The organism is Micromonospora sp. WMMA1949 (genome assembly GCF_027460145.1).
GTDB lineage: Bacteria > Actinomycetota > Actinomycetes > Mycobacteriales > Micromonosporaceae > Micromonospora.
Genome location: NZ_JAPZBG010000001.1, coordinates 185,393 through 198,400, shown reverse-complemented (window position 1 = coordinate 198,400; position 13,008 = coordinate 185,393). Strand labels below are relative to the sequence as shown.

The window sequence follows — 13,008 nt, the reverse complement described above, 5'->3', positions numbered from 1 at the left end:
ACTTCAATCCTCGCATCTTCGGCATCGTGGTCACCTAAATGACTGTTGACCCATCCATTTACCTTTCGCTGTTACTTTGGCGCGACGTCCTGCCCTTGGTGGTGGAATGTCGTCTAGGTGAATCCAGTCGCGGCCTGCCGATCCGGCATACGTCTGCCAGTCCACTGGCGGCCGCCGTCGAGCCTCCCGCGCCAGAAAATTGGCGAGGGCCACAAACCATTGCTGCAGCGCTGTCCCTTGATCAGCTAAAGACTTCCCTTTCTGCTGGGCTGGTTTCAGAAGACCGCGCTCAAGGATTACCAGCATGTCAACGTACTGGCGTAAGCCTTGGGGGTCCTCCGCAACCAATCGCCGCCACTCGCGACTGAGCCAGTCTGTCGGGGAAAGATCACTCTCGCGCGCAAGTAGAGTGTAGAAGCAGCGGGGCATGCGATCATTGGCCGAATCGCCCCTTTGGCGATATGGCAGAAATTGCTTCCCGCCTGGGGAGAGCGCGTGCACGCTAGCGGCGTTCTTGAGTGCCTCTTCCAACGATTTCTTGTCAAGGACTGACTTGACCTCAACGACCCCAAGTAATGCTTCGGCGGGCAGAAGAGTGTTATTCCCCCGCACGAGCGGCGGGTTGAGGTTAGCATCGTAAATCATTACATCGAGCTGGCGTGTCATCGAGCCATCCCGGTCTGTTGCCTGTCCAGAGCAGACCGAAAGTGAATCAGGAAGGCGGGCGCGTAGAAAAGATCTGATTGCCTCTTCCCTTTCGGTTCCTCTTGCCCCGGTATGAGAAAAGACGCCTGCCTCGTCCCATGCGGACTTTATGTCATTTCGCGCCCTCTCCAAGGCCCTCTCGAACGCCGGACTGGGTTTGCCACTTGCTCGCACCATCCCGTTATGATCGCAAGGATTTCCAGAGCAGGTGGATGCCACGCCAGCAAGCTCGCGATAGCTGTCGAGCGTGCTGATCGCATCTCTGTCGTCCGAACGGCCTCAGCCTCGGCGCCCGACGCCCGGCTATCTAGCGGACCACCCCCAGCGTGCACTGGTTGCGCCGGTTACGCATCGGAAGACCTCCGACGATGTCCACGTAGTGCCCTCACCCTCACTATCGGCTGCTGCCGTGCGACGAGTCGGCACAAGCCTCGGCAGACGCAGAGGGATCAAGTACCAGTGAGACCTTCACCCCAAGGCGGGCGGCCGCTCTCAAGAACCCTGTGGCACAGGGCAAGAGATTTCCAGAGACGCTGCTGAACCAAAGCTGGGAGTCCATCGAGGTCGAGGCCGCTGCTTGCAACGATGTCAGCAAGTTGAGCGGTCTGGTGGCGGCCAATGACCACCACCGGGCTGCGGTGGTAGAGAAATTCTCGAGCGGCATAAGCATCGCCGCACGTGACGCAGTGTGCGGCCATGCTCGAAGCGACACCCGGAAGCAGCGCATCTACTGCTCCGGCAGCGGCGTGGAGGAGCGTCATGCTGAGGCGCGTCTGGAACATGACGAGAGGCCTCGCTGGCTGGAGACCTCGCAGGCGTTGCAACGCACGCTTCAGGCGTTCATGAGAGGACCTGTCACACAGGTAGGCCAGGCATGCGGTGACCGCGTCCTCCCAGGGTTCGCCAGGGGCGGTCTCCGCGACCATCGAGCGGGCCGATGCGGTGTCGCCAGCCGCCAGGCGGGCGATGATCGCCACCTGGCGTCCGTCGAGCATCCGTTGGCCGATGCCACGATGTCGCTCGAGATGTTCATACGCCTCGCCCCATCTACCCGCGCCAGCCAGCGCGCGGGCGCCTTCCGCGACGAGCACGCTCCAGAGCCACTGCCTCACCTCGCGGTGGTCGTCCTCACCGCGGGTCAGCCGGCTCGCCGGCAGGGCCTGGCCGTCGATCACCGCGTCCGTCCGTGACGACACCACCTCGAAGAGACTCGTGAGGAGTCGGAGGGCGGCGTCGCCGTTGCGGTCGCGAATGTGCAGCCGGGCGAGATTGACCAAGGGCTCCAAGGCGTGGCGTGCCGCCCGCGCGTCCAGAGGAACAGCCCGCAGGTACGCGGCTGCATGCTCGTGGCACCACCGACGGGCCAGATCCGGCTGGCCGCAGTCCGAGGCGAGGAGAGCGGCCTGGTTGTAGACGGCCGAGGCCGCGGCTCGGTCGTCCTCTCGGGCGGCGCGTTCCGCCAACGCGCACAGATCGTCGATGCGGGCGGCCAACGGTCCGGCGATGGGCCGTGGTCGCGCGACCAGTGGGAAGCGCCGAAACAGCGCGCTGTCCGGCTCCACGGTCACTGCCAGGTGACGGTGATGGGGTGCTGCGGCCGGGGAAGGACGAAGCGTCCGGCCGAGGGGTCCGCCTCGACGGGAGCGTCGGGGATCTCGAAGCGGACGCGCCGGGAGCGATAGGTGGCATTCCAGACGCGGATCTCCTCGCTGACGAGAGCCGCGAGACCTGCGCCGTCCGGGCCGTGACCGATGACGCCTACCTCGTACAGTCTGCTGTCGCCGGGTCTGGTCGGCGTTGGCCTGATGGTGAGGTAGGCGAGGTCGGCGCCGCGGGTGGTGGCCATCGCGCCCCACGGGAACATCGGGGTGACGGCGCCGCGTTCGATGGCTGCGGGTTGGACGTTCATGCGCATGATGGCGTTGTCGAGCCGGCAGGCCAGCCAGAGGTCCATCCACTCGTACGGCACCATCGGTGGGAAGAACACGTCTGTCCAGATCTTGCGCCGCTCGGTGTCCAGCACGCCGGCCAGTGCCGCGGTGTCGACGTCCTGTTCCTTGTGCACCTGCAGGATCACGTCCTGCTCCGGTGTGATCGGTACCTGCCGGCGGGCGTCGTCGCCGATGCCGCGCAGCGGCATGAAGACGGCCAGCTCGCTGCCCTGGTCGCGCCATCCGCCGTCGTGCTGCTGGAAGATGATCGAGCGGGAGGCGGCGCCACGCAGGCGCAGCGGTACGACGAGTCGCCCGTGCGGAGCGAGCTGTTCCAGCCAGGCATTCGGGGTTTCGTAGGCGCCGACTGTGGCGATGATCCGGTCGTAGGGTGCGCCGTCGGGGCAGCCGAGCGCTCCGTCGCCGAGGATGACGTCCACGCTCGTGACGCCCGCGGTGGCAAGGTGTTTGCGGGCCCCGTCGACGAGGTCCTCGTCGACGTCGAGGGTGACGACGCGTCCGTTGTCGCCGGTGAGGGCGGCGAGCAGGGCGGCGTTGTAGCCGGTGCCGGCGCCGGCTTCCATGACCCGGTGGCCGGGGCGTACGTCGAGTTGTTCGAGCATCATGGCCACGATTCGTGGCTGTGAGGCGGCGCTGATGGAGGCGCCTCGGCCGTCGGTCTTGGTGTAGACGGGAGCGTCGGCGTAGGCCTGTTCCAGTGGTACGCCGGGTAGGAACAGGTGCCGCGGGGTGGCGCGGATGGCGGCCTCGACGCCGGGCGTGCGGATGATGTTCTCGGCGCGCAGTGCGTCGGTGAGCGCGGCGCGCAGGTCGGCGGGGTCGCTGGTCACTCGATCGACGCTAGTGCTCGTGGGCGTGGGTTCTGCGATCGACACGGTGCTCCTCGTGGTGTGGTGGAAGACGTTGCGGACCGCGAGCGCGGCGAGGGTGGACTGGTCCTGAACGGACAGGCCAAGTCGGTTGGCGTGGAAGATGACGTGGTGTGCGATGACGGCGCGCAACCCCCGTCGAAGGCGGCCGTGTCGGGCGAGGTCGGCGAGCGCCTGCCCGGCGGTTGCGAAGGCGTCGAGCCACGGTCCGAGCCCCACGAGCGGTCCGCCTGTCTGCGCGAGGCTGTGGGCGTCGACGGTCATGAGCCGATTGATCGCTCGGGCCAGTTCGGCGGCCTGCTCTGGCACTGCGAGGCCGGGGGAGGGCCGCAGGTCGGCGACCTTCGCCCAGGTGTCACCCTGCTCGTACCAGTCCAGACCGGCGCCGCGCATCAGGACGCTGCACAGCAGCACGGCGAGCTCGCGCCTTCCCAGCGTGGTGGCAGCAGGAAGGCCGAGCAGCAGGTGCCGGCTGTCCTGATGAAACAGCTCGTGGGCTACCTGCATGCCGGCCGACCCGCCGAAGGCCAGGGTCTCCGGTTCGTAGACGCCTCGGGTCCAGTTGGTGATTCGGTCCTGGCCCGCGAGTGTCTCCAGCAGATCCTCGACGCGGTGGGAGGTCGGGTCGTCGGCAAGGTAGCGCCACCGCCAGGTGGGGTACTTCCGGACGTACCACCACCCGTGCAGCACGCCCTCGTCCTGCGCGGCGGCCAGCGCCGGGGCCAGGACGGAGGCGGCGACGTCCTCGACTGCGGTGGGGTCGGGGAACTCGACGGTGTACTGCCGCCAGGCGGGCGTTGGCATTCGACGTCCTCACGTCAGGGGATGAGCGATGGGGGCGGTGAGCAGGCAGGCGTCCCAGGAGCTGGTGTGCGCGCCCGCGCTGCTGCAGCTGAGGGCCGCCAGCACGACGCCGGCGGCGCCTTCGAGCAGGCCAGGGCTCGCGGCGACCAGGGCAGCTGCGGCACGTCGAGGCCCGGCGCCGTCCGGGTCGAGCGCGCCGAGAAGCCGAGGGACCAGCACGCCGAGCGTCCCGGCGGTGTCGGGCAGGGCGTCGGTGGCCATCCGGTGCGCGATGTGGGCCAGGCCGGCGTGGCCGTGGCAGAGCGACGGGTCGGTGGTCGCCGCGAGCTGGCACGGGTCGGCGAGAGCGCGTACGAGTGCGTCTTCGGCGGCGGCGCGGCGGACGGGATCGTTCAGGGCCAGGGCGGCGAGTTGCTGGGCGCGCGCCAGGCCGGCGGTGCCGTAGCACCAGGACGGCCGCTGCGCGCGGTGGACCTCGGCGCGGTCCGCCCGGAGTTGCGGTCTGGTGATCCAGTACGGCCAGAGCGGACCGGCCATGGAGTCGTGGCGCCATCGGTCGAGCCAGGTGCAGATCGTTGCGATGGCGGCGGTCTGACCGTCGACGACAATGCCGTGCAGGGCCGCGAGCGCCAGTAGCGCCAAGGGTCCGGCGATGCCGTGGGCCGTGCCGTTGTTGCCGTGTCCGCCGGGGAAGCGGGAGTCGGCGCGGCCGGAAGGCCCGTCGCCGGTCCACCAGCCTGGTAACACCTCGCTGCCGACGGGTAGGGGCTGCGTCAGCCGGACCAGATACCCGAGCACCGCGGGCAGTTCCTCGCCGTCGGGTGCTCGGCGGAGCAGGTACGCCCCGACCCCGGCCAATCCTCGGATGGCGTCGAACTCGGCGAGCGCCGGTAGTTCCCCGACGTCGATGCGGGCGTGCGCGGCGGTCACACGGCGCCGGGCGTCCGCGGCTATCGCCCGGTCGAGGTCGTCGAGCGCGCGGGCGTAGGCGCCGGGCCGGTGGGTGGCGGCGCAGGCGAGGATGTGGGCGAGCGCGGGTGCGCCGTGGAAGGGGTGGCTGTCGGGGCCCGCCGTTACCGGTCGGCTGTTGGCGGCGGTGAGCCAGTGGTGGGCGCGTTGCCAGGGTCTTAGCCCTGCCGCTGCCAGCTCGACGTGCAGCAGGGCGATGCCGGGTACGCCGAGGGCGAGTGACTGCTGCCACCAGGGTTGCCGGATCGGCAGCCGTGGGTCGTCGGGATGGGCGAGCAGATCGGCGACTGCGACAGCGAGGTCGTGGCTCTCGTACGGAAGGGTCATGGCCGGCTCCGGGCGAAGTAGGCCAGGGCGGCGGCGCGGGCGAGGTAGCGGCACCGGTCCTCGTCGTCGAAGTCGATGCCGACCGCGCGGATGTAGTGGGCGTGCATGAGGGAGCCGAGAACGTCGTCGCTGTTGATGCCGTCGGTGTGCGGTCCGGGTAGGTGGGTCCGGTAGACGGCGAGGGCGATGTCGCGGTTCTTCCAGGCGTCGACGATGGCGGTGCCGCCGGGGACAGCACGCAGTGCGGCCCAGTCGTCGCCGGGGTGGGCGAGTCGTACGGCTTCGTGGAACAGCGGCCGCTCGACGGGCTGCGGCGCGGTCGCGGGTACGTGGTCGATGAGCCAGCGCATGCCGGCGTCAACGCTGCCGGTGTAGGCGACGGCGATAGCGGCGATCTGCGCGGCAACGAGTGCCTGTCGGCTCGGGCGGACGGGCTGGCGTAGCTGCGTGAGGACGGCGTGGGAGTCGGCGATGAAGACCGCCTCCGCGGCCTGCATGGCCGCGCCGGATCCCCACCGCCCGGTCTCGGGGTACGAGGTGGCGTACTGGACCTCCCGCAGCAGGCCACGTCGGCGTAGATCATCGGCCCATGCGCTGACACGTCCGGCGGCCGGTCCGAATGCCGACGGGTCGGGCAGGGCGATGCGGAGGCGGAGGTGCTGTTCGGGGTCGCGGAACCGGAGGAACCACCAGTCCGGCGGCACCTCCCACTCATTGAGCAGTCGGGGCAGGTGCTCGGCGAGGAGCAGGTCTTGTCGGCGGATGTCTCCGTAGAGTTTCGCGAGCAGCAGCGGAGAAGCGGCGGGGCTCAGGCACTGGTCTCGTCCAATTACGCGGGCCGGGGTCGGTGTGGGCAAGGGCGGCCAGGGTGGTCGCTCGGTGGCGTGCAGCGTCAGGATGACCTCATGCGGACGGCCGCGGCACCAGCCGAGATCCTGCGGGCTGGGTGCTTCCACGAGGACCGCTCGCGGTGCGGTGAGTAGGTGGGTGCGCAGCAGGACGCGGTGTGCGGACTCGTCGAGGTCCAGCGGCAGGCGCCGGTCGGCTTCGACCAGCTGCACCACGCGGGGCAGGCGTCGGCGGGCCCGCCACTGGTCGAGGGCGTCGTCCCAGGCGTACCAGGGCTGCCGCCGGTCGGGTAGCTCGGTAGTTTCCAGCCGCCAGGTGGCGGGGGCGAGGATCGCCCTTCCGTAGCGGATGCGGGGGAGGATCGGCAGCTTGGCCCGGGCGGCGGCGCCCCAGTCGAAAGCGGTGACCTGGGCGCACTGGGCGCGGCCGAGTTCGATGAGGAACCGGGCCAGTGGCGGGGTGTGGGTGCGCAGGTTGAGCGCGTGCATGCCGACGGCTTCGATGCGGTGGCCGTGGTCGGGTGCGGCGAGGTACAAGCGTCGGCCGTCGCAGCCCACCGCCAGGTCGTCGACGGTGAGTACCGCTCGGCTCGGGCGCCGGTGCTCGGCCAGGCTGATGACAGTGGGCAGGATCTGCATGGCGCGGGTGACGTGAGCGGTCGCGGGGTCCAGCGGCGGGAACGACATCTGGGCGGGCACCGTGTCGTTATCGGCGGTGGGCAGGTCGGTCAGGCCAGCGGCCAGCTTCGCGGCGTCGACCGGTCGCAGCACGCTGAGGAACCGGCCGGTGAGCCCGCCGGCGCCCCGGGACACGGAGGTGACCTCGACAGTGAACCTGCCGCGCGCCAGGGCGGCTTCGTCGGCGGCGTGCACGCGGACGCTCGCCTCCAGATGCGGCGGTAGCCGCAGCCGTGGTGGTCCCAGCTCCAGTCGTGCGATCAGCTCCTCGTCGAGGAGCACCTCGTCCGCGTCGTCCAGGGCGGCGAGCTGGGCGAGGACGAGGAGCAGCTCGTCGCGGCGGGACAGGGGTGATCGTGGCTCGTCTGCTCGGGTGCCGGGGTATCCGTCGGGGAAGCCGATGCCGCTGTCCGGGTCAACGACGTCGCGTACCGGCACCAGCGAGCCGATCCCGTACCGCTCGTAGAAGCGCTGGTGGTAGGCCCGCCACGCCGCGGTGCCGTAGGGGTGGGCGCTGAGCCGGGTCAACGCCAAGGCACCGCGCTCCACCTCCCGCGCCACCTCATCCGGCAGCGTGACCGACGCGTCCAGCCGAAGGTCCACCGCGAGAGGCTCGTGGACGGAGATGCCGAGGGCGCGCATCCGGGAGGTCACCTGGACGCGGGCCTCGCGGCCGTCCGCGCCGTGAGCGGTGCAGTGGCGTCGTAGCGCGGTGTGGATGTCGCGCAGGGCGCGGATCAGGTCGGCGACCGCCGCGACGCCGCCGGCATCGACGTCGTCGAGCTGGAGCAGCATGTACGCCAGGGCGTCGGGCTCCGTGCTGGGCGCGCGCAGGCTGGTGATCAGTGCGCCGCGGGTGATCAGCTCGGCGAGCATCCCCTGAACGGTCACCGGTGCGGCGCGCGGGAACGCGGCACACAGCTGCGCGGACAGTGCTTCCACCCGGATCGAGGTGTGGGCAGCGGTGATCGCGGCGCGGACCGGCGCGGTGTATCGCAGCGACACCTCCACGGCCGTCGTGCCCTGCGGTCGGGCGTCCGGCTGGTAGGGCAGGACGAGCCGGTCGTCGCGTACCGTCATGGTGTTGTTCGCGACCACCGGGAGCCGGGCGACCAGGTCCGGGCATCGTTCCAGGTGGCTGATCACGTCGGCGAGCCACGCGGCGCCGGCCTGGGCGACGGCCTGGTGTGCAGTGCCCCATCGGGTGGGCGAGCGTGATCCGAACACGGCGGGTGCCACCCCGGCGAGGAGACCGAACGGGGTCGGCCGGCCGCGTAGGCGCTGCGTGTAGCGGGCGACGGCCTGGATCACCCGCCGGGTCTCCCGGACGGTGAGGGCCTCGCCGGCGCACAGCCTGGCGACCTGCGCGGCGAGTACCGGGCTGGCGTGGCTGATCGCGTCCACGATGGTTTCGTTCGTCCACACCTGCCGCAGCCATGCCACCCAGCCGGGGACGAGGGCGTCGCGTGGTTCGGTCAGGTCGGGCCACGGCGGCAGGTCGATGTCGGGGTGGGCGGCCGCGCGGACGAGCGCGGCACCGGTCGACCGGTATGCCGGAGAGCCTGTGGGAGAGCGCACGCTGCACCTCGGGTGGATGTCGGTTGGGGTGCCGGCCGGCGCGGAGAATGGGGGCGTGTTGCCGCGCCGGCCGGCCTTTCGGGGGGAAGGTTCGTCGGTCAGGCGACGTTTGTGGTGCAGGCGGTGCAGGTGCTGCCGCAGCCGTCGTCGGTCAGGTTGACCAGGCCGGCGACGTCCGCCACCTCCAGCAGGCTGACGTCCAGGTCGAAGTCCCCGCCGTCGGCGGCCGTGGTCTGCTCCGCGGTGCTGGTGGACATGTCTTCCTCCGATCTCGAGATCTCCCCGGGCCGCGGTGACCCGAGGTGGTGCCGGGTGGCCGCGTCCCGGTGACGCGTCACCCCTACCGCCCGATGCGGACGGAGCTTGAAGCGGCAGTCGGCTGGGTTCGCCTACGTGGTCGTTGCTCGGTGTCGGGAAACGTGGCCGTGCCGGCGGCGCCAGCCGGCCCGCGCCACATCCGCCAGATCGTGGGTCCGCTGATGGGCAGGATCAGCGGCGGTCCAGCCCGGTAGCCGAGCCGCAGGTACAGCCTGCGGTTGCGCATGTTGCTGGCCTCCAGGTAGGCGGGCAGGCCCAGCGCGTCGAGCCGGCGGTGGTAGCTGTCGAGCAGGGTGGTTCCGACACCGCGGCGCTGTTCGTCGGGGCTGACCGCCACGTACGCGAGGTAGTGGTGCGGTTCGCGGGGGTGGAACACGTCGAACATGGCATCGAGGAGGGTGAACTTCGGCGCGTACGGTCCAGTGGCGGCTTCCACCGCCGCCTGGTGCTCCGGCGGCGCCGCGGATGGAGGTTCGGGCCGGGCGTACCAGATCGCGACGGCGGACCGGTCGGTGGTGGTGTCGACGTGGCCGTGGGCGAGACCGTGACGCAGGACGAGGGTGAAGTACCGGCGGTAGACGGCGCGACGGTCATCGTGGTCGGGGACCAGCCAGTCGGCGACCGGCCCGTCGAAGAACGCGTCGACGAGTACGGAGACCAAGGAGTCGGTGTCGGCGGAAGTGGCGCGACGGATGCTCACGCCGGTGCTGGGGACGGTCATGGTGAGCTCCTTGTTCAGACCGGCAGGCGGAAGCTGTCGGTGCGGCGCAGGGGCGCGGTGGCACTGTCGGCGCCGAGTCCGATGGCGTCATAGACCTGCGGCCGCGTTGCGCGCAGGACCAACGCCCAGGCGATGCCGGCGAGGGCGGCAATGGCGTAGGTGGCCGGGAAGAGCCAGCGCAGCGGTGAGTGCGCGTCGACGCCGAGGAGGATGTCGAACTCTCGTAGCGTGGCGGCGAGGAACCCGGTCAGCGTGAGCGTGGCGAGCAGCGGCGCGACGAAGGCCGGCCACCAGCCTTCGCCGTGGGCGATGCGGGCGAAGAAGCCGATCACGGCGGCGGAGGTGACGGTCATGAGGATCAGGACGCCGAGGCCACCGGTCACGGTGACCCAGAAGAACAGGTGCACGATCGGGTCCGCGCCGGCAGTGGCGTAGGCGATGAGGACGACCACCGCGAGAATGCTCTGCAGGATCGACCCGGCCTTCGGGGCGCCGGTGCGGCGGCTGGTCCGGCCCAGTACGCCGGGCAGGACCCGCTCGCGGCCGAGCGCGAACAGGTACCGGGCCACGGTGTGGTGGAAGCTCAGCAGCGCGGCGAACAGGCTGGTGATGAACAGGACGCGCCCGACGGTCACGATGCTGGACCCGAGGTGCGGGGAGACGAGGTTGAAGATGAGGTCGGTGCCGTCGGTGCGGGCCGCGTCGGCGATCCTGTCCGTGCCGACGGCGACGGACATGGCCCAGGCGGACAGTCCGTAGAGCAGGCCGGTGGCGGCCACCGCGATGTAGGTGGCCCGCGCGACCGTCCGGCGCGGGTCACGGGTCTCCTCGGAGAACACCACAGTGCCCTCGAAGCCGACGAAACCCGTGATGGCCGTGACCAGTGCGGCGCCGATACCCGCGGCGAGGATGTGCGACGGGGCGAGGGTGTCGAAGGTGACCGTCCCGCCGGCGGGATGCCCGACCATCACCGCGTCGAAGACCAGCGCGACCGCGCACTCGGCGACGAGCATGACCGCCAGGACCTTGCCGTTGAGGTCGATGCGCAGCACGCCGAGCACGGCCACCACGGCCCACCCGATCAGCGCCGGCACCCACCAGGTGAGGTGCAGGCCGTACTGATCGCGCAGGAACGTCGCTAGGACCGCGCCGAACCCGCCGTACAGACCGATCTGCATCGCGTTGTACGCCACCAACGCGACCATCGCCGCGCCGACACCGGCCGGACGGCCGAGCCCTCGGGTGACGTAGGTGTAGAACGCGCCGGCGTTGACGATCCGCCGGGACATGGCAACGAACCCGACCGAGAACAGCGCGAGCGCGGCGGCGACGACAAGGTACGCCACCGGAATACCCGCCACACCGGTGACCGCGTAGCCGGTGGTCGCACCGCCGGCGACCACCGTCAGCGGCGCGGCGGCGGCGATGACGAAGAACACCACCGAGGGGATCCCGAGCCGGCCGCGCGCCAGAACTTCGGAAACAGTGTCAGTAGTCGAATGCGACATCAGGTTTCTTTCGCGAAGAGTGGATGGGGTGTTGCCGTCAGGAGGTGCGATGGCTCAGGACCGCGCCGCCGACGACGCTGCCGAGATCGGCGAGCAGATCCCGCAAGGGCGGCCACGACTGCTCGACCAACCGCCGCAGATGCGAGCGAACCGCCAGCGAGGCGCCATCGAGCAGCGTCGTGTCCAGCTGGGTGTGCAGCGCCAGGCCGGCCAGGGCGAGGTCCACGCCGTTCAAGCTCCGGCCGTTGCGCAGGTGCTGCGACAGCCGCGCCCACGACCAGGCCGCGGTGTTGATGTCGGTCGGCACGTACAGGGTGCGTTGCCGCCAAAACGGGCCCGCCTGCTGCGGTCGCACCAGACCCGACTGCCACATCCGCTGGGCGACCTGCTCGTAGGCGGACGAGCCGAGGAAGGCCAGCCACACCCGTGTCGCGGTGTGCTGCTGCTCGGCCGCGATCCGGTCCAGGACCAGGTGCTGGAGCCAATCCTGCGGCGGCCGGATGTCCTTGACGCGCACGTGCCCGCGCTCGAACGTGATCCGCCCGCCGTAGTAGAGCTCGACGAGCAGCCCAGCGGCCAGGCCGTGCGCCAACGCCGAGTCGAACAACCGAGGGCGACCGGTCCGGTCGTCGTGGCACATGAAGAAGAACTCGTCCGCGATCCGGCTGGTCCACTCGGAGGCGGCGCCGGCGGGCACCGGACGGGGGACCGGGACGGGCTCGGAACGGACATACGAGGCGGCGTGCTCGTCAGCGGCGCCGAGGGCTGGATTCACCGCGGCTGGCCTTCCTGAATCGTGTCGTCTACGGGGTCGAGAAGCTGGAGCTGTACGAGGAGGCGACGGCCACCGGGATGACGGGACAGCTCCTCCAGCGCCCACTCGTTCTGGCGACATACGCCGTCGTGGCACTGAAGGCAGGCTCCGCCCTCCTTGTGGGCGAGCACGGTCCGGCGAGCCGCGTCGAAGCGGTCGACGGGACGGTCGCTCTCCTCGGCGCCGGTCACGGGGCGGGGGCGCGGCAGGGCAGCGAGGCGGCGGAGGCACGCGGCGCGGGCCGAGGCAGGTGCCTGCTGCTGCATTCGTGGTCCGGCTCGTCGCGAAGCCGGGCGAGCGTCGCCGTGCTGGCGATGCCGAAAGGCGCGAAAGACTGATGATCCTGCCCGGAGACGAACCATTTGATACGCGTCATCCCGTCACCTCCTCGTGGGATGCGCGGCCGGGCCTCTCCCGGCTCCGGCCACGCACCCCGGTTGATGGGTGCAGGGACCATTCGCGCGCCGGAGAGGCGCCGGTCCTGCACTTGCTGGTGCCTGACCAGCCAACGAAAGGTGGACCGGTGTCGGGAACGGTCGGGATTGGATCTACGACACTGCGTTGACATGCTCGGTCTACTGATCAGGAGGGTCCTACTCCTGGAAGTCGACCGCGCCTGCGGCGAGACGCTTCAGGGCTGGCTGCCGTGCCGACCGGCACGTTGAGCGACGGAAAAAATGTCGGAGGATTGTCGGAATCCGCCGACCCCCTTACCGACAACCCCAGTGACGGGATCCCCTGAAATCCGTCACGATCCGACCAGCAACGCGCACGCTGCTCGTCGTCATCCGGGACGAGGGCGCGGGAACATCAAGGGCCATTCGCTGGCGGCCGGGGCGCATACGCTACCGGCAGGCTGTTGAGTGCCAGCTCGACTGAGGAGCAGCGTTGCTTGCTGCCGACATTCGCAACCGTCG

At 70.1% G+C, this 13,008-nt stretch carries 10 protein-coding genes; all 10 read right to left on the bottom strand.

What is annotated here, in order from left to right:
* Positions 1–30: 30 nt before the first annotated feature.
* Positions 31–882 carry a DUF6602 domain-containing protein gene (locus tag O7607_RS00720; RefSeq protein ID WP_332367324.1) on the bottom strand — a complete coding sequence of 284 codons (852 nt, stop codon included), beginning with the start codon at positions 880–882 and terminating at the stop codon, positions 31–33.
* 272 nt (positions 883–1,154) lie between these two features.
* Entirely contained in the window at positions 1,155–2,273 is a 1,119-nt protein-coding gene (locus O7607_RS00715) for a hypothetical protein (protein WP_269700310.1), read from the bottom strand.
* Positions 2,270–4,330 carry a methyltransferase, FxLD system gene (fxlM, locus tag O7607_RS00710; RefSeq protein WP_269700309.1) on the bottom strand — a complete coding sequence of 687 codons (2,061 nt, stop codon included), beginning with the start codon at positions 4,328–4,330 and terminating at the stop codon, positions 2,270–2,272. Before fxlM ends, O7607_RS00715 begins: the two co-directional genes overlap by 4 nt.
* 9 nt (positions 4,331–4,339) lie before the next feature.
* Positions 4,340–5,626: a lanthionine synthetase C family protein gene (locus tag O7607_RS00705; RefSeq protein ID WP_269700307.1), complete on the bottom strand. Its 1,287-nt coding sequence runs from the start codon at positions 5,624–5,626 to the stop codon at positions 4,340–4,342.
* Positions 5,623–8,730 (bottom strand): lantibiotic dehydratase, encoded by a 3,108-nt coding sequence (locus O7607_RS00700; RefSeq protein WP_269700305.1) that lies wholly within the window; start codon positions 8,728–8,730, stop codon positions 5,623–5,625. Before O7607_RS00700 ends, O7607_RS00705 begins: the two co-directional genes overlap by 4 nt.
* Before the next feature lie 98 nt (positions 8,731–8,828).
* Complete coding sequence (fxlA, locus tag O7607_RS00695; RefSeq protein ID WP_269700303.1) at positions 8,829–8,987, bottom strand: FxLD family lanthipeptide; 159 nt, start codon at positions 8,985–8,987, stop codon at positions 8,829–8,831.
* 83 nt (positions 8,988–9,070) lie between these two features.
* Entirely contained in the window at positions 9,071–9,769 is a 699-nt protein-coding gene (locus O7607_RS00690; protein WP_269700301.1) for a GNAT family N-acetyltransferase, read from the bottom strand.
* 14 nt (positions 9,770–9,783) lie between these two features.
* Positions 9,784–11,277 (bottom strand): APC family permease, encoded by a 1,494-nt coding sequence (locus O7607_RS00685; RefSeq protein WP_269700300.1) that lies wholly within the window; start codon positions 11,275–11,277, stop codon positions 9,784–9,786.
* 37 nt (positions 11,278–11,314) lie between these two features.
* Complete coding sequence (locus O7607_RS00680; protein WP_269700298.1) at positions 11,315–12,052, bottom strand: GOLPH3/VPS74 family protein; 738 nt, start codon at positions 12,050–12,052, stop codon at positions 11,315–11,317.
* Positions 12,049–12,357, bottom strand: coding sequence for a hypothetical protein (locus tag O7607_RS00675; RefSeq protein ID WP_269700296.1), 309 nt, complete (start codon positions 12,355–12,357; stop codon positions 12,049–12,051). Before O7607_RS00675 ends, O7607_RS00680 begins: the two co-directional genes overlap by 4 nt.
* Positions 12,358–13,008: the final 651 nt, after the last annotated feature.